This is a genomic window from Mycobacterium sp. (assembly GCF_052145595.1).
Taxonomy (GTDB): Bacteria; Actinomycetota; Actinomycetes; order Mycobacteriales; family Mycobacteriaceae; genus Mycobacterium.
Map to the genome: position 1 here is coordinate 16,041 of NZ_JBKQOI010000096.1, position 15,205 is coordinate 31,245.

19 protein-coding genes are annotated in these 15,205 nt (G+C 65.2%); 9 read left to right on the forward strand and 10 right to left on the reverse strand.

Translation table 11 applies throughout. The features are described 5' to 3' along the window. Nucleotides 1–8 precede the first annotated feature (8 nt). Together ACLP4W_RS08140 and ACLP4W_RS08145 are read right to left on the reverse strand one after the other, a co-directional pair. A complete protein-coding gene (locus ACLP4W_RS08140; RefSeq protein WP_442385629.1) occupies nt 9–233 on the reverse strand; it encodes a DUF2905 domain-containing protein in 225 nt (74 codons plus the stop codon). A 9-nt stretch (nt 234–242) separates the two neighbouring features. Beyond that, nucleotides 243–887 carry an SOUL family heme-binding protein gene (locus tag ACLP4W_RS08145; RefSeq protein ID WP_442385630.1) on the reverse strand — a complete coding sequence of 215 codons (645 nt, stop codon included), beginning with the start codon at nt 885–887 and terminating at the stop codon, nt 243–245. 332 nt (nt 888–1,219) lie between these two features. Between ACLP4W_RS08145 and ACLP4W_RS08150 the strand changes: the two genes are divergently transcribed. Both ACLP4W_RS08150 and ACLP4W_RS08155 read left to right on the forward strand, forming a co-directional pair. Further along, nucleotides 1,220–1,474, forward strand: a complete 255-nt coding sequence (locus ACLP4W_RS08150; RefSeq protein ID WP_442385631.1) for a hypothetical protein — start codon at nt 1,220–1,222, stop codon at nt 1,472–1,474. A 184-nt stretch (nt 1,475–1,658) separates the two neighbouring features. After that, a complete protein-coding gene (locus ACLP4W_RS08155; RefSeq protein WP_442385632.1) occupies nt 1,659–2,405 on the forward strand; it encodes an alpha/beta fold hydrolase in 747 nt (248 codons plus the stop codon). 12 nt (nt 2,406–2,417) lie between these two features. On the opposite strand, the gene ACLP4W_RS08160 is transcribed toward ACLP4W_RS08155, so the two are convergent. Further along, nucleotides 2,418–3,320 (reverse strand): NAD-dependent epimerase/dehydratase family protein, encoded by a 903-nt coding sequence (locus ACLP4W_RS08160; protein WP_442385633.1) that lies wholly within the window; start codon nt 3,318–3,320, stop codon nt 2,418–2,420. 40 nt (nt 3,321–3,360) lie between these two features. On the opposite strand from ACLP4W_RS08160, the gene ACLP4W_RS08165 reads away from it, so the two are divergent. Continuing rightward, nucleotides 3,361–4,146, forward strand: coding sequence for a class I SAM-dependent methyltransferase (locus ACLP4W_RS08165; protein ID WP_442385634.1), 786 nt, complete (start codon nt 3,361–3,363; stop codon nt 4,144–4,146). Nucleotides 4,147–4,162: 16 nt separating this feature from the next. Here ACLP4W_RS08165 and ACLP4W_RS08170 read toward each other — a convergent pair whose 3' ends face one another. After that, nucleotides 4,163–5,347: an acyl-CoA dehydrogenase family protein gene (locus ACLP4W_RS08170; protein ID WP_442385635.1), complete on the reverse strand. Its 1,185-nt coding sequence runs from the start codon at nt 5,345–5,347 to the stop codon at nt 4,163–4,165. Nucleotides 5,348–5,440: 93 nt separating this feature from the next. On the opposite strand from ACLP4W_RS08170, the gene ACLP4W_RS08175 reads away from it, so the two are divergent. Both ACLP4W_RS08175 and ACLP4W_RS08180 read left to right on the forward strand, forming a co-directional pair. Beyond that, nucleotides 5,441–5,872, forward strand: a complete 432-nt coding sequence (locus ACLP4W_RS08175; RefSeq protein WP_442385636.1) for a hypothetical protein — start codon at nt 5,441–5,443, stop codon at nt 5,870–5,872. Nucleotides 5,873–5,907: 35 nt separating this feature from the next. Further along, nucleotides 5,908–6,288 (forward strand): NYN domain-containing protein, encoded by a 381-nt coding sequence (locus ACLP4W_RS08180; protein ID WP_442385637.1) that lies wholly within the window; start codon nt 5,908–5,910, stop codon nt 6,286–6,288. 99 nt (nt 6,289–6,387) lie between these two features. Here ACLP4W_RS08180 and tpx read toward each other — a convergent pair whose 3' ends face one another. Beyond that, nucleotides 6,388–6,882, reverse strand: a complete 495-nt coding sequence (tpx, locus tag ACLP4W_RS08185) for a thiol peroxidase (protein ID WP_442385638.1) — start codon at nt 6,880–6,882, stop codon at nt 6,388–6,390. Nucleotides 6,883–6,992: 110 nt separating this feature from the next. Between tpx and ACLP4W_RS08190 the strand changes: the two genes are divergently transcribed. Together ACLP4W_RS08190 and ACLP4W_RS08195 are read left to right on the forward strand one after the other, a co-directional pair. Next, nucleotides 6,993–7,952, forward strand: a complete 960-nt coding sequence (locus ACLP4W_RS08190; RefSeq protein ID WP_442385639.1) for a GlxA family transcriptional regulator — start codon at nt 6,993–6,995, stop codon at nt 7,950–7,952. A gap of 17 nt (nt 7,953–7,969) precedes the next feature. Beyond that, on the forward strand, nt 7,970–8,737 hold the full coding sequence (locus tag ACLP4W_RS08195) for a DJ-1/PfpI family protein (RefSeq protein ID WP_442385640.1): 768 nt from the start codon (nt 7,970–7,972) through the stop codon (nt 8,735–8,737). A gap of 21 nt (nt 8,738–8,758) precedes the next feature. Here the strand turns inward: ACLP4W_RS08195 and ACLP4W_RS08200 are convergent, their stop codons facing one another. Then, entirely contained in the window at nt 8,759–9,235 is a 477-nt protein-coding gene (locus tag ACLP4W_RS08200) for a nuclear transport factor 2 family protein (protein WP_442385641.1), read from the reverse strand. A gap of 59 nt (nt 9,236–9,294) precedes the next feature. On the opposite strand from ACLP4W_RS08200, the gene ACLP4W_RS08205 reads away from it, so the two are divergent. Together ACLP4W_RS08205 and ACLP4W_RS08210 are read left to right on the forward strand one after the other, a co-directional pair. Then, nucleotides 9,295–10,062, forward strand: coding sequence for an SDR family oxidoreductase (locus tag ACLP4W_RS08205; RefSeq protein ID WP_442385642.1), 768 nt, complete (start codon nt 9,295–9,297; stop codon nt 10,060–10,062). 237 nt (nt 10,063–10,299) lie between these two features. Then, complete coding sequence (locus ACLP4W_RS08210) at nt 10,300–10,779, forward strand: MPT63 family protein (RefSeq protein ID WP_442385643.1); 480 nt, start codon at nt 10,300–10,302, stop codon at nt 10,777–10,779. Between the two features lie 55 nt (nt 10,780–10,834). Here ACLP4W_RS08210 and ACLP4W_RS08215 read toward each other — a convergent pair whose 3' ends face one another. The 4 genes from ACLP4W_RS08215 to ACLP4W_RS08230 all read right to left on the reverse strand — a co-directional run bounded on the left by ACLP4W_RS08215 (nt 10,835) and on the right by ACLP4W_RS08230 (nt 15,203). Further along, on the reverse strand, nt 10,835–11,203 hold the full coding sequence (locus ACLP4W_RS08215; protein ID WP_442385644.1) for an STAS/SEC14 domain-containing protein: 369 nt from the start codon (nt 11,201–11,203) through the stop codon (nt 10,835–10,837). A gap of 117 nt (nt 11,204–11,320) precedes the next feature. Then, nucleotides 11,321–11,995 carry a hypothetical protein gene (locus ACLP4W_RS08220; RefSeq protein WP_442385645.1) on the reverse strand — a complete coding sequence of 225 codons (675 nt, stop codon included), beginning with the start codon at nt 11,993–11,995 and terminating at the stop codon, nt 11,321–11,323. After that, the gene (locus ACLP4W_RS08225; RefSeq protein ID WP_442385684.1) at nt 11,962–13,263 is read right to left on the reverse strand and encodes a serine hydrolase domain-containing protein; all 1,302 of its coding nucleotides are present in this window, start codon (nt 13,261–13,263) and stop codon (nt 11,962–11,964) included. Before ACLP4W_RS08225 ends, ACLP4W_RS08220 begins: the two co-directional genes overlap by 34 nt. 74 nt (nt 13,264–13,337) lie before the next feature. Beyond that, the gene (locus tag ACLP4W_RS08230) at nt 13,338–15,203 is read right to left on the reverse strand and encodes a fatty acyl-AMP ligase (RefSeq protein WP_442385646.1); all 1,866 of its coding nucleotides are present in this window, start codon (nt 15,201–15,203) and stop codon (nt 13,338–13,340) included. Nucleotides 15,204–15,205 lie beyond the last annotated feature (2 nt).

The following is a 15,205-nucleotide window of genomic DNA, read 5'->3' on the forward strand; positions in this document are numbered from 1 at the left end:
AGCCTGCTTCACCGCCGAAACAGGTACCGCACGACCGAAAGCAATACCGTGCCCACGACCGAGACCAGCAGCATCGATACCAACGGAATGTAGACGCGCACATTTCCGCGCTCGATCCGGATATCGCCCGGGAGGCGACCGAACCAAGAGAGTCCACCGGCCCAAACCAGGATGCCCAGCAGCACCAGGAGAATCCCCGCCACCACGACGAATGGGCCTAGGTTGCGTTCCACGGTGGCAGCCTAGGCGGGCGCGGATTCCGGGTCGACCGGAATCGCGATCTCATTGCGACGCCACGCCGGCAGCGTCCAGGGCGGGTCGTAGAACCAGGCCTCAGCCTCTCCCGTGGGGTCGACCCCCTTGTCCTGCAATACCTTGAACAGCTCGTCGGTGCGGGCGGCGACCGCCTTGGGACTGCGGTCACCGCTGAATCTCAGCACCGCCACCGTTTCGGGCGGCACGGTGACCAGGCGGACCTGATCGTCGCTGGGCGTGGGAAGGGTCTCCATCGTCCAGTTCGCGGGCATGAAAAACCGGATGACCCAGCCGCTATCACCGCCGGTTGCCTGAACAACGGGTGCGGTCATCGCTATCTGCTGGCCGCCCCGCGTCGAATGCTGGCTGACCGGCGCTGTCATCGAGATCGTCTGATCGCGGCGGTTGCCGCCGAAGATGTAACCGGCCAACCGCCGAAAGCCGACATTGCGAGCGCGGTTTTCGTCGCCGACGACCGTCGTCTCGGCGGCGATCCGCGGACCGTAGCGGCGTATTTCCACGGTGTCAGTGAGTTGGCGGCGCGTGTAGTTCGGCTCCTCGGTTCCAACCCGGATGCCGACCACCGCTAAAAGCGATTCAATGATCTGCTCGGCGAGCTTGATCGGGGTCATCATTGGGATCATTCCTTTCTGGGGACGGCGGTGGCCGTCACCGCTATGGCGGCAGGAATCAGAGTTCGTGTCTGCGTATCGCTCCCGGTGAAAAATTCGGTAACTGAAGTCGACCTAGCTGGGTGGTGGGTGCCACAAGAGAGGTCATTACCCAAACGCAGTGTCACCCGACCCTGTCTTACGTCAGAAATGCGGGTAATGCCGCCCAGACGACCCACTTCCGAGGCTGCGTCGTGCGGACGTAGTTGGGATCGGTAGCCCACCCGACGATCTGTACTTAACGCAAGGCCGACGCCAACGGGGCGGCACCTCATGAAAGGAAGGCAGATCAAATGAAGATTGTACCCACCAGCATCGAAGAACAGATCAACCGCGTCGATCGGCAGCGCAGCCTGTACATCGGGATCAGCGCCGGCCTGATCGCCCTGTGGAGCGTGTTCCGCCTGATCTGGGTGCTGTACATCGGCATGACGTTTGGTTGGTTCTTGGGGTCGATGGTTTTCCCACTGGTGTTGTGGGGCGTGATCGGCGCCGTCGCGGCGGTCGCGGCAGTCGGGTTCCTCACCCGCTACAGCAAGGGATCTTGAACCCGGGAATCAACCAGGACATCACCCCAAAAGTTCCGAACCCGCAAAGGGTTCGGAACTTTCCCTTTTGGGGCGGTACTCCCGGGCGGACGCGTAATGTCCCCATGTGATGGACGATGAGATCCATTTTGTCGCGGCGAACGGGCTGAGATTCGCCTATCTCGAGGACGGCTCTGGGCCGCTCGTGCTCCTGCTGCACGGGTTCCCGGACACGGCGCACACCTGGGACGATCTTCGCCCGCGCATCGCCGCCAAGGGATACCGCACGGTCAGCCCGTATATGCGCGGGTACGACCCCACCGAGATCCCAACCCGGGATGCCGATCAAGAAACCCTGGCGCGCGACCCGCTCGCACTGATTGAAGCGCTCGGCGCCCGCGACGCCATCGTTATCGGGCACGATTGGGGGGCCTCGGCCGCGTACGGTGCGGCCGCGCTCGGACCGGATCGAGTGAAGAGGCTTTTTGTTATCGGCATTCCGCACCCGGCGGCGCTCAAGCCGTCGCTGAAGAAGCTTTGGGGCGTCCGCCACTTTGCGGCATACAAATTGCCGGGGGCGGCGGACCGCTTCGCGCGCAACGACTTCGCGGCGCTGCCCGCCATCTATCGGCGATGGTCCCCAACGTGGAAGCCGGAGCCGCAAGAGTTCGACGCGGTTCGCGCGAGCTTCTCCAACCGGGCAAGCTTGAACGCGGCGTTCGGCTACTACCGAAAGCTCTCCCCCATACCCAGCGCATCGCTGAAGGCGCGGATCACGGTGCCGGTCGTTGCCTTTGCGGGACTGGATGATCCGGTCGCTGAGCCATCGGACTATCGAGGCGCCGCGCGGATGTTCGAGAACGAGTACATCGTTGAGGAGGTTCGGGGTGGGCATTTCATGCACCGGGAGCATCCCGAGACGTTCGCCGAGCGGCTCCTGGCTCATCTGTGATCGACGCTGTCCCTAGGCGCCGACCAGCTCCGGATGGAACGTGGCCGCCATCCGGCGAACCCCGTCGCGCCAGTCGACCGTCGTGCCGCCGACGAGCTCGTGCATCCGGGTGGCGTCGGTGGGGTTACCGCGCAGCGCCTGCGCGCTCTCCTCGAATACGGGTTCCTTGCCGATGAGCGAGCCGAGGTAGCCACACCATTCCTGGAGGCTGACGGTCTGGTCGCCGCACCAATTGACCGTGGTCGCCGGGACCGACGCCACCTTGAGCAACTTCGGGATGGTCGCGATGATGTCGTCCTCGTGGATCGGGTTGTAGCGGGCCGGCCCGCCGGGCGGGACCGGGATCGGGATGCCGGCCAGCATCATCTCCATGTGGTAGTAGGGCCACCCGCCGTTGTTGCCGTACGGGACGTTGAGGCGGGCGATTGTGGTGGGCACTTCGAGAACGCGCGCCATCGACCGGGCGACGACCTCTCCGGCGATCTTGGAGATCGAATAGGTGGGGAACAAGGACTTGTGGTTGTCGCCCAGGGCCGCGCGCTCGGTGCGGGGTTCGTCGTCGGGAGGGTCGTAAACGGCCGCCGAGGAGCAGTGCAAAAAGGCCTTGGCGCCGCGGCAGTGGGCCATCAGCAGGCCGACGGACTCCGCGTTCGCCCCAAGGTCCTTGTCCCAGCTCCCGCTCTTGGCCACCGCCAGGTTGAGCACGTAGTCGAAGTCATTTGGGAGACCGGTGAGGTCACCGGCGGCCAGGTTGACCGTCTGGCACCGAATGCCGGCCTTCTCGAGGCCTTCTCGCGCGGCGGGATTGGTGAAACGGGCGATGCCCCACACCTCGTTATCGGCCGCGAGGGCCCGGGCGATGGGAGTCGCAATTTGACCGGTCGGGCCGGTGATCAGGATCTTTGAGCCGCGCATGCGCTGATGCTAACGCCACGGTCGGCGTAGCGTGCCAACGGTGAGCCCTTCCGCATCAGAAGCCTTCCGTCACAACAGCGAATCGTATGAAAGCCTCTACCGCGGCGAACCCGCATTCCCGGGAGCGCCTTCTCCCGACGGCATCCCGTGGGACGTCCGGCAGGCCCAGCCGCGGCTGATGGAACTCGAAGCGCTCGGCGCGATCAGCGGAGAGGTGCTCGACGCCGGTTGCGGTCTCGGCGATAACGCGATCTACCTGGCGCGCAAGGGCTACTCGGTGACGGGGCTGGACAGCTCGCCGACCGGGATCGCACAGGCCCGCGCCCGCGCCGCCGAAGCCGGCGCCCGGGTCCGATTCGACGTCGCCGACGCCACCGAATTGACCGGCTACGACCGACACTTCGACACCGTGATCGACAGCGCCCTTTACCACTGCCTGGACCACGACGGCAGACAGGCTTACGCCGCCGCGCTGCACCGTGCGACGAGGCCGCGCGCGCGTTGGTTCCTCTATTGCTTCTCCGGCGACAACGTCAACGGCGTGATCGCCCCCATGGAGGCGGTGCCGGAAGCCGACGTCCGCGGCACCTTCGGAAACGCCGGCTGGCGCATCGACTTCCTCGGGCCCGCAACCTTTCTCGGCAACACCGCGGGTTTCAGCGGCAGCTTCGGGAAGCTGCCCGAGGCGATCTTGCACCAGATGCCGCCCGGGCAAGCCGAACAGATGCGTCACATGGCCGAACGGATGGCCACCATCCTGCCGCTGATCGACGACGGATGCATCCACTTGCCCTGCAACGTGGTCCACGCGACCAGGGTCGACTGACCTGGCGGCTCGTACGTCACAGTCCCGGCTGGTCGTCGATGATGCCCAGCCATATCTGTGCCACATCGATGGCCACCTTCTCGCTGATGAAGGCGTGCTGGGTTCCCGTGTAGATGTCGCGGAAGGCGCGCTCCAGCCGGGTGCCCTCGCGGATCGAGCTGGTCCCCGCAACCAGATGGGCCCACTCGGCACAGCCTCGGGCGATGTCTGTGGCGTAGACGGCGGCCACCCGCATGTCCGCGCGCAAGGCCGGTGTCAGATCTTCGCCGGCGGCGACGGCGGCCTCGGCCGAGGTGAACGCGTCGAGCACCAGGAGACGGGCGGCGCGCCAGGCCGCGCGGTGGTGTGCAAGCCCTTTCTGGAACGTGGGGCGACTGGCCAGCGATGCCATGTCACTCATCCGGAACTTCGTCGCGGCCAGTTCCTGGACGTCGTCGAGCATGCTCTTGGCGACACCCAGCGCCCACGACGCGTGACCCGCGGCGGTCACCGGCATCAGTCCCATGCGCGTGGCCGGGGACGTGCCGCGGTATGGCTGGCGGACGAACAGCTCAAACGTCCGGCTTTCGGGCACGAACACGTCCTGGACGCTGTAGTCGTAGGAGCCGGTTCCCTTCAGCCCCTGCACGAACCAGCCGTCGTTGAAGCTGATCTGCTCCCGCGGAACCAGGGCGACGCGCATCTCGGGGAAGCCCTCGCTGATCCAGCGCATCTCGCCGTTATCCATCGGAAAAAACCCGGCCGCGATGTACTGCGAGTGGCCGATGCCCGAGCCGAAGTTCCACGCCCCGTTCAACGAATAACCGCCCTCTACCGCGCTCCCCTGTCCGTTGGGAAAGAACTGGCCGCCCATGGTGACGCGGTTGTCGTGGGCCGTGAACACCTCCGCGAATCCCTCGTCGGGCAGGTATGCCGCGGCGGCGAAGGACGATGGCAGATTGGCGATGCCGATCCATCCGAATGAGCCGTCCTGCCAGGCCATTTCGATCCAGGTTTCGATCATCTCGGTGAACGACGGTTCCACGCCGCCGGCCGCGGCGGGATTGAACGCGGACATCAGCCCGGTGTCCCACATTTCGTCGACGATCGCCGGGGTGAGGGTGCGTATCCGCTCGGATTCGGCGGCTTCGGCCCGCACGAGATCCCGCATACCACGGGCCAGCGCAACGACCCGGTCATCCGTGTCGGCTATCGACGTCATCGCGCTTCTCCCTTACCGAACCCGGTCCCATCATCGATTACGTTTGCGATACCGGTGACCGTACCAACCACTCGAGGGCGCCAGGGAGGCTTCATGCTCAACACCGTTGCCACCGTGGTCGTCGTCGTACTTGGCCTGCACGTCATCACCAAGTTCGCCTTTTTCGCACTGCCGTATCGCCGCCGGCGCGCTTTGTTGGACAAGCAGTACGGCGACAAGCCCTCGGCCACCACCACGTCCGACGTCGTGTTGATGGTTTTCACCGTGGCGATCGCCGTGTTGCTGCTGTGGCGCGGCATCGACCCCGTCAGCTTCCTGGGCGCCCTGTGGATCGGCGCGACGCTCATCCAGTTGTACTTCCACCAGTTCCACCGCCCGGTGCCACCGCAGCGTGCCGCCCCGCCGCAGACATCGCCGCTCAAGGAAATGTCGTACGCCATCCAGGATTCGCCGTGGCGACCGTGGCCCCAATTGCTGATGCTGACCGTGCTGGTCGTTTTCAGCCTTGCGCTGTTATGGAAATGACTTCTCCGAGTGGGGGTCGCCCTACCGTGGAGTTCGTGCGGTGGATAGTCGACGGCATGAATGTGATCGGGAGTCGCCCCGACGGTTGGTGGAAGGACCGTGGTGGCGCCATGGTCGCGCTGGTGGACAGGCTCGACCGATGGGCGGCAATTCAAGGAGACGAGGTGACGGTGGTGTTTGAGCGGCCGCCGGCAACCCCGATCAGTTCATCCGTGATCGAGGTCGCGTATGCGCCCAAGGCGGCCGCTAATTCGGCCGACGACCAGATCGTCCGGCTGGTTCAGGCCGACGCCCGGCGAAACGAAATCCGGGTCGTGACATCCGACAAGGGGCTGACCAATCGCGTCGCAAGCCTGGGCGCGTCCGTCTACCCCGCGGCAGCCTTCCGTGACCTGATCGACCCGCGTGGCTCGTGAACGCCGGCAGCGGTGGCGATTGCTGCCGCGACACTGCATCTACGTACCCAACACGCCGGAAAAGGCCGCCCCAGTTTCAGCCTGGGTGCAGGCGGAGGGTCAGCCGGCCGCGGCGAGCGCCGCGTCGTAGTCGGGCTCCTGCGCGATTTCCGGCACCAACTCGGTATACGCGACGTTGCCGTCGGCGCCGATCACCACGATGGCGCGCGCCAGCAGCCCGGCCATCGGACCATCGGTGATGCTGACGCCGTAGTCCTCGCCGAAGCTGTCACGGAACGCCGATGCCGTCTTTACGTTCTCGATGCCCTCCGCGCCGCAGAATCGCGAAAACGCGAACGGCAGATCTTTTGACACGCACACCACGGATACACCGCCGGCCGAAGCGCGCTCGTTGAACTTCCGTACGCTCGTCGCGCAAACCGGTGTGTCCACCGACGGGAAGATGTTCAGCACCACGGGCTTACCGCTGAACTGCTCGCTGTTGACCGGGCCCAGATCCCCTCCGGTCAGGTTGAAGGCCGGGGCCGGGGATCCGACGGCAGGAAGCTCGCCGACAGTGTTGATCGGGTTTCCACGCAAGGTTATCTGTGCCATGGGCACAGTCTGCCAAGGCCGACGGACCCGCCTTGGGTCAGGTCCCTATGTCCTAATTAGTGGGATACATGTCATAGACGACATGCCCTGGTCTGGCCAACACTAGGTGCATGACTCGCAAGGTGGTGATCGTCGGCTTCCCCGGCGTGCAGGCGCTCGACGTGGTCGGGCCTCACGACGTATTCACCGGTGCATCGCTATTGACCGGCGGCGGTTACGACGTCGTCATGTCCTCGCTCGACGGGCAACCGGTCACCAGCGCGACCGGCCTGGCCTTCGTGGCAAGCCCGCTGCCGGACCCGGGCGACCCCACGGACGCCATCGACACCGTCGTGCTGCCCGGCGGCGGGGGTGTCGACAACGCACGATCCGATGCCGGGCTGGTGGACTGGATCAAAGCGGTCGCCGCAACCGCGCGCCGCGTTGTCAGCGTCTGCACGGGCGCGTTTCTGGCCGCCGAAGCGGGACTGCTGGACGGCCGCCGAGCGACCACGCATTGGGCCTTCGCCGGGCGCTTGGCGCGCGAGTTCCCCACGATCGACGTCGATCCCGACCCGATCTTCGTGCGGAGCTCGGACACGATATGGACGGCCGCGGGTGTCACCTCGGGCATCGACCTCGCGCTGTCGCTGGTCGAGGACGACCACGGCAGCGAGGTCGCGCAGACGGTCGCCCGCTGGCTGGTGCTGTACCTGCGGCGCCCCGGCGGGCAGACGCAGTTCGCGGCGCCGGTGTGGATGCCGCGCGCCAAGCGGACTTCGGTCCGACGTGTGCAGGAGGCCATCGAGGCCGAGCCGGGCGGCCTGCACAGCGTTGACGACCTGGCCCGCCGCGCGGCGATGAGCCCGCGACATTTCACCCGGGTGTTCACCGACGAGGTCGGTGAGGCGCCCGGCCACTACGTCGAACGTATCCGCACCGAAGCCGCGCGCCGTCAGTTGGAGGAGACCGACGACACCGTCGTCGCGATCGCCGCCCGGTGCGGCTTCGGCACCGCGGAAACCATGCGCCGCAATTTCATTCGCCGGGTCGGCATTTCGCCAGACCAGTACCGCAAGGCCTTCGCTTAATCAGAGAGGACAACGCGATGACCCAGATCGCATTCGTGGCCTACCCCGGATTCACCGCGCTGGACATGATCGGCCCCTACGAGGTGCTGCGGAACCTGCCCGGCGCCGAGGTGCGGTTCGTGTGGCACGACACCGGACCAATCACCGCCGACTCCGGTGTGCTGGTCATCGGTGCCACCCACTCGCTCGCCGAAACCCCTTCGCCAGACGTGATTCTCGTGCCGGGCGGCCCGTCGACACCGGTGCACGCACGCGATGAGGCGCTGCTCGAGTGGCTGCGTCATGCGCACCAGACGGCCAATTGGACGACGTCGGTGTGTTCGGGATCGGTGATTCTGGCGGCCGCGGGCCTGCTCGAGGGCCGGCGCGCGACGTCGCACTGGCTGACCGTTCCCGCGCTGAAGGCGTTCGGCGCGATCCCGGTCGCCGACGAACGGATCGTGCGCGCTGATGGCATCGTCACGAGTGCGGGCGTGTCCGCCGGACTGGACCTCGCGCTATGGCTGGCCGGCGAGATCGGCGGGGAAGCTCGCGCGAAGGCGATCCAGCTCGCGATCGAATACGACCCGCAGCCACCGTTCGACTGCGGCCACATGTCGAAGGCGTCGGCGACCACGAAAGCCGCCGCGACCGCGCTGCTATCCAGGGACAGCGTCAAGCCGGCCAATCTGGCGGCCACGACGATGCTCGCGTGGGAGCAGGCCTTGGGTGCGGTCCGGTCGCGCCGGCGGAAGCGAGCCATGAGGCGAAGCCGAAAAGCGATAGCGCATGCGATATCGCCCTAGCCGCAAGCATTGACGCGCGCGCTACGCCTTGGGCTGCAGGATCTCGGTGGAGGCTAGCTGCCCGCCGGCCTGCATCCACGCGGTGATGACGCCGGGCGCATCCCGGTTCGGGTTGTAGATGTCTTCCTCGCTGGAAAACAGGCCGTTACCGGCGTAGACGAGCCGGGTCCAGTTCGGGAACCAGAACGGCTCACCGTTCGGGTCGGTGGGGTGGTCGAGCAGATTCTTGATCATGACGACGACCGCGTCGTTGTCCTCGTCGTAGGCGATCCAGTCGTTGGGAAAGCGCATGTGCGGGAACGGAGCCATGACGGCGACGATCCAGTCCCGCACCGCCTCGCGCCCGTGGAACACCCCGTAGTGATGCTCGGTGTAGACCACATCGTCGGTGAACAGATCTGCAAAAGGTTGCCAGTCCCCCGAAGCGGAACAGCCCTCGACGACAGTTGTGTAGTGCCCGACGGCTTCCTCGATTTCGGCCCTGGTGAATTTGCCCATAGCGGACACACTAGAACGTGTTTGGAGTTGAAGGTGACGCGTCTGGATGGGGATATCGAATGAGCGTGTTGGACTTGTTTGACTTGCACGGCAAGAGGGCCTTGATCACCGGGGCCTCCAGCGGCATCGGCAAAGAGGTGGCGCTGGCATACGTTCAGGCCGGCGCCGAAGTGGCCATAGCGGCACGGCATTCCGAGGCTTTGGATGAGGTTGCCGAAGAGCTCATTGCGGCCGGTGGCCGGGTTGTGCCCATCCGCTGTGACGTGACCCAACCCGACCAGGTCACCGGAATGCTGGAGAAGGTGACCGCGGAGTTCGGTGGCATCGACATAGCGGTGTGCAATGCCGGGATCATCACCGTCACGCCGATGCTGGAGATGTCGCCCGAAGAGTTTCAGCGCATCCAGAACACCAACGTCAACGGCGTCTACCTGACCGGCCAGGCGGCGGCCAGGGCAATGGTCCGGCAGGGCAAAGGCGGGGTCATCATCAACACCGCCTCGATGTCTGGCCACATCATCAACATCCCGCAGCAGGTAGGCCATTACTGCGCCTCCAAGGCGGCGGTCATTCACCTGACCAAGGCGATGGCCGTGGAGTTCGCGCCGCACGGGATCCGGGTCAACAGCGTCAGCCCGGGCTACATCCTCACCGAACTCGTCGAGCCCTACGCGGAGTACCACGCCTTATGGGAGCCGAAAATACCGATGGGCCGGTTGGGCCGTCCCGAAGAGCTCACCGGCTTGTACTTGTATCTGGCCAGCGAGGCTTCCAGCTATATGACCGGCTCCGACGTCGTGATCGACGGCGGATACACCTGCCCCTGAAGGGGCGGCCGAAGCGGGTTCATCGTGGCACACGGATTGGCCGACGTATTGCACCCCGCCCGCGGCACAAAGGTCGAAATCGTGATTACCCGCTGCGCGAAGTCATTGGTGGCAGCCTGCGCAATTGCAGCAGAGTTTGACGACAAATTTGTAGAAATATTGTTGATTTGCGGCTTAAGGTGTGTATTACGGCGGGCGACTTTTCGCGCAGTCGCCCAAACGAGTAATGGAGCACAAATGAAGATCACCACGATGATAATGACCGCGGTAGCGATCGTGGGCATGGCAACGATCGCTGTCACCGGCGCACCGATTGCGAAGTCGGCCAATCCCATGACCGGCAAGCTTGGCAGTGAGTTAACGATGACCGACTCGGTCGGCCAAGTGGTCCTCAGCTGGACGGTCAGCGATCTGAAATCCAGTTCCGACCCGATCCCGGGCTACCCGGTGGCCGGTCAGCTCTGGGAGGCCACAGCCACCGTCAAATCGATCAGCGGCCCCGTCACGCCCGCCATCTCGCAATTCAATGCCCGTACCGCGGGTGGCACGGATTACCGGGTCTTGTGGCAGGCCGCAGGTCCGAACACGATTAGCGGTGCCACGATCCCCCAGGGCGCGCAATCGACCGGCAAAATCTACTTCGATGTCACCGGTCCAGCGCCGACCATAGTTGCAATGAACAATGGCATGGAAGACCTTCTGGTCTGGGGGCCGTAGGACGATAGGCAAGCGGCTCTAATGCACGCCGCGATTTAGCCTGCGGCTCAATGAATTAGGCGCCGTCGATAATCCACTGTCGCGCTTGCTCGATCTGCGCGGCTGGAAAATGCTGGATCTTGGCCGACAAGAAGTGTGAGCCCAGGTGCTCGGCCACATCCCCGATGTGGGAGTCGGTGACCACCGCCACTTTCTTGACATGCTTCTGATGATCGCGAACGAAGCGGAAGTGGGTGACCATCGCCCCGAAACTGTCCCATCCCGGGAATGACGGTGCGTTGACAATCACGCCGGCGAGGTCGCCATCGGCCTCGATGTGGGGGTCCACGGCCTTTGCCAGTTCGACGAAGTCGTTTTTGTCGAGCGAGGACTTCGGCCGCACCTCCAGAATGGAATGCTCACTATCCAGGTCGTATTCGATCATGGCGCGCTCCTTGAGGATCGATGTGTCCGGTCGCCGCAGGTGGCGATGCCGCCATGATGCCGACAGCCGGCAATCGCGGATAAGAGGCCAAAGTCATCGGGTGGGAAGCAAGGTGCCCTAACCCTCGATCTCGCCGGAGATCCCGCGCTCGATGCTGACCTGTGTCGTGGCCGGCAGTACCACAAGGCCGTCGAGTTCTCTACGGGCCAAGTCGTAGGCATGCTGGCGTTCGTGCGGTGCTGCAGCAGAGTCCGACGCCACCCGCAACAGGCTCTGAGCGCGCGTAATCCGCTGCTGATCCGCGCGGGAAAAGTCGTTGCGACGTCTGCGCATCGCTTCGGCCTCGGCGACCTTGAATGCGGTCACGTAGTCCTCAACGGCGGCCATATATTCCGCGGCGGCTTCTTTGTCGTCGAGGAGATCTTCGGCTTTGGCGGGCCGCAGGAAGTCGGCTCGGAGCTTGGCTTTGTGAAAGCCGATCGTCAGAGGATCGCGCATGTCGGTCATGAGCGGGAAGTCGAGAAGCTTGGCCACGTCGAGTTCATACTCGAGCCAACGTGCGTCGGTACGGCTGTGCTCCTCCAGCACGCGCCGCAGCGACCGCCATTGGACGAGATGATTGTTGCCGGTGCCGGCCGTGGTGGCAGCGTCTGGCAACCGTGTGCGATCGAAATCCTGTGGTTCCTCGGATCGCCGCCTGTTGGCGGCGAATGCCTTCACCGCGGCCAGAGTCACACCCGCCAGCGGCAGGATCACGATCAAAAGCTCGACCAACCGGATGAGCAAACCCACACGGCCAGGATGCCACTAGTGCGGCGGTGGCCACCCCAATTCTGCGGGCGTACCCCGAGGACATCGCGAAACGGCGCCTGCCGCAGCACCAGTTCGCGCGGGTCGCTCCACAGGTGAAAGCCCAGCCGGTTCATGACGTAGGAGTAGCCGATACCGGTATCCGGGTCGGCGCAGCCGAAGGACCCGCCGAAACCGGGTGTCCCGAAGGCTTTGTCCGAGGAACCGAACGCGAAATGTGGGACGGGCTTACAGAAGCCCAGTGAATAGGCCACGTCCACATGCATGACCTTGTCGCGAGCACCCTGACTTGGCGAGGTCGCCGGTGCCGTCAGAGCCTTGAGGGTGGTGGCGCTCAGACCCAGCTCCGCACCGCCCGAGGCTGCGCTGCCGTACATGTGCGCCACCGACCTGGCCGTTCCGATGCCGTTGGCCGACGGAATCTCGACCGCCCGAACATCGTCGCGGTTGTAGTCCCCGTTGAACGGGTTGACCCCGCGCGGGACCGCGACTGTGCGCGCTGTCAGGCCGACCGGGTTGAGCGAGGCCCCCAGGAACCCCGGCGGCATCACGTTGAGATGCATTAGCGTTTCCGCGCGCACCCAATTGTGGACATGGGCGACGCGCGCACGGTCGACCGAGTTCGGCAGGCCGACGTGGAGATCGAGTCCTAGCGGCCGGACGATCTCGTCGGCCATAAACCGGCCCAGTGTGCGACCCGCCGGGTCGGTCCGGCGGATCAACTCGGATCCGTACCAGCCGAGCGTGATCGCGTGGTAACCGTGCCGCGCCCCCGGCCGCCACGCCGGTGCTTGGGCCGCCAGGATCGGCGAGAGCCTCGCCGGGTCGGCCACGTCGGCCAGTGTCGGCTTCGGTTTCAGCGCACACAGTCCAGCCTGATGTCCAAGGAGTTGCCGCACCGTGACATCGCCCTTGCCCGCTTGCGCGAATTCCGGCCAGTAATCGGCGACCCTGGCCGCATAGGAGATGAGTCCACGGGAAACCGCCACCGCCACGACCAGGGCGGCGACCCCCTTGGTCGTGGAGAACATGTTGACCATCGTGTCGGGCTGCCACGGATCCCTCGTCAACCCGTTTCGGTAGCCGCCCCACAGGTCGACGACCTTGACGCCGTCGCGGTAGACGGCGACAGCCGCGCCGACTTCGGCGCCGTCACGAAAAGTCGCGCGGAACGCGTCGGCAACCTTTCCGTACCCGGTGTCGACATCGCCACCGATCAGGCCCGGTGACACTGCAACCTTGAGAACCATCGTCATGCCTCCGAATGGAGACTAAGTGAGCCGCCTCCGCACTCAGGGCGGATTAGGCGTTCCGGTCGGCTTGGTTAGCGGACGCCCAGCGTGCCGCCAAGGTATTGGGCGCGGCAGGCCCTACGGGCCAGCTTGCCGCTGGTGGTGCGCGGGATGGCACCAGCCGGTAGGAAACGAACGTCGGAGACGGTCAGCTCATGCCGGCGCGACACCGCCTCCCGGATCGCCGTGATCGCCGGCTCCGGATCGTCGCGGCTGGTGCCCGCGGCGCGTTCGGCGACGATCACCAGGCGTTGGTCGGCGTTCGAGGCATCTGAGCGCGGCGATTCGGCAGCCGGAACGGTGAACGCCGTCACGTATCCACGGCGCGCCATCGGCGAGGCTTCCGCAACGGTGGCCTCGATGTCTTGCGGATAGTGGTTTCGGCCGTCGATGGTCACCAGATCCGCGATCCGGCCCGTGACGTAGAGCTCACCGTCGAGGTACATGCCCAAATCGCCGGTCCGCAGCCAGGTGCCTCCGACGGTCGAGCCCTCAGCGTGGCTGCCTTCGGCCAGCCGCGATTGCAGCTTGACGCCGAACGCCAGCTGGGTTTCTTCGGGCAGTCCCCAGTAGCCCCGACCAATGTTGGTGCCCTGCAACCAGATTTCACCGACATGACGGTCGGGCAGTTCGGATTCGGTATCAGGGTCGACGATGACCGCCCACAGGCTGCGAGCTACCCGTCCGCAGGACACCTGCGCCACGGCGTTGGGGGCATCCGCCGCGACACGCACCGCGTGGCCGGCGCCCAGTTGTTCGCGGTCCAGATACACCACCGACGCCTCGGCGGGGGGGTCGATGGTCGCGACGAACAGCGTCGCCTCCGCGATGCCGTACGAGGGTTTGAACGCCGTGCGCGGTAACCCGTACGGCGCGAACGCCTTATTGAATGTCCGGATCGCATCGATGCTGACCGGTTCGGACCCGATGATCATCACCACATTGCTGAGGTCGACATCCTCGCCTGGCGTGGGCAGGCCGCGCTGCGCGGTCCACTCGTAGGCGAAGTTTGGCGCGGCGGTGACCACGCGGCCCTGCCGCGACCCATCGGACAAGGCGCGAATCCATCGCTGCGGCCTGCGGACAAACGCAGTGGGCGACATCAAGGTGGAGTGTCCGCCGTACACCGCGGGAAAGCCGATCATCGACAGGCCCATGTCGTGGTAGAGCGGTAACCAGCTGACGCCGTGGGTGTTTCGGTCCAGCAGGTCGATCGACAGGATCATCTGCACCAGGTTGGTGCCGACCGCCCGGTGGGTGATCTCCACTCCGACCGGGGCCCGCGTCGCACCCCCGGTGTACTGCAGGTGCGAGATATCGTCCATGCCGAGTTCGGTGGGCATGAACAGCTCCCCCTCCGAGTCGGGTATCTGGTCGACGATGATGACCTGTGGCCTTGCCTGCCGTGGGAGGTGGAGGAGAAAGCTCTCGACCGCGTCTCTTGCCGCCGTCGTCGTCAGTACGGTGGTGGGCTCCGAATCGCGCAGCGCCGTGTCGAGACGTTCGGCGTGACCGGGCAGTTCAGGAGCGAACAGCGGCACCGCTATGGTCCCGGCCTTGATCGCCGCGTAGAAACCCGCAACGTAGCCGATGCCCTGCGGCGCGAGGACCGCGACCCGCTCACCGCGGGCTGCGACTTGTTGCACGCGCGCGCCGATGGCTTGCAACCGGACACCGAGCTGGGTCCAGGTCACCTCGATGGTCTGCCCGTCAACCGCGCGGCTGAAGTCGAGGTAGCGAAACGCGATGGCGTCACCGACGGTTGCGATGTTGCGGTCGATCAGAGATATCAGCGTGGTGCCCGGCGGCAACGCGACGCCGCCGTTGGCATCGAGACAGTCCTCGATCTGCAGCAAGCCAGGGACACCCACGGCGTTCTGTGCCGAACCGCGATCCATAA

Excerpts from the sequence above, each read along its gene's own strand:
- ACLP4W_RS08145 (WP_442385630.1), bottom strand. The coding sequence starts at position 887 with ATGACCCCGATCAAGCTCGCCGAGCAGATCATTGAATCGCTTTTAGCG.
- ACLP4W_RS08150 (WP_442385631.1), top strand. The coding sequence starts at position 1,220 with ATGAAGATTGTACCCACCAGCATCGAAGAACAGATCAACCGCGTCGAT.
- ACLP4W_RS08160 (WP_442385633.1), bottom strand. The coding sequence starts at position 3,320 with ATGCGCGGCTCAAAGATCCTGATCACCGGCCCGACCGGTCAAATTGCG.
- ACLP4W_RS08170 (WP_442385635.1), bottom strand. The coding sequence starts at position 5,347 with ATGACGTCGATAGCCGACACGGATGACCGGGTCGTTGCGCTGGCCCGT.
- ACLP4W_RS08175 (WP_442385636.1), top strand. The coding sequence starts at position 5,441 with ATGCTCAACACCGTTGCCACCGTGGTCGTCGTCGTACTTGGCCTGCAC.
- tpx (WP_442385638.1), bottom strand. The coding sequence starts at position 6,882 with ATGGCACAGATAACCTTGCGTGGAAACCCGATCAACACTGTCGGCGAG.
- ACLP4W_RS08190 (WP_442385639.1), top strand. The coding sequence starts at position 6,993 with ATGACTCGCAAGGTGGTGATCGTCGGCTTCCCCGGCGTGCAGGCGCTC.
- ACLP4W_RS08195 (WP_442385640.1), top strand. The coding sequence starts at position 7,970 with ATGACCCAGATCGCATTCGTGGCCTACCCCGGATTCACCGCGCTGGAC.
- ACLP4W_RS08200 (WP_442385641.1), bottom strand. The coding sequence starts at position 9,235 with ATGGGCAAATTCACCAGGGCCGAAATCGAGGAAGCCGTCGGGCACTAC.
- ACLP4W_RS08205 (WP_442385642.1), top strand. The coding sequence starts at position 9,295 with ATGAGCGTGTTGGACTTGTTTGACTTGCACGGCAAGAGGGCCTTGATC.
- ACLP4W_RS08210 (WP_442385643.1), top strand. The coding sequence starts at position 10,300 with ATGAAGATCACCACGATGATAATGACCGCGGTAGCGATCGTGGGCATG.
- ACLP4W_RS08215 (WP_442385644.1), bottom strand. The coding sequence starts at position 11,203 with ATGATCGAATACGACCTGGATAGTGAGCATTCCATTCTGGAGGTGCGG.
- ACLP4W_RS08225 (WP_442385684.1), bottom strand. The coding sequence starts at position 13,263 with ATGGTTCTCAAGGTTGCAGTGTCACCGGGCCTGATCGGTGGCGATGTC.
- ACLP4W_RS08230 (WP_442385646.1), bottom strand. The coding sequence starts at position 15,203 with ATGGATCGCGGTTCGGCACAGAACGCCGTGGGTGTCCCTGGCTTGCTG.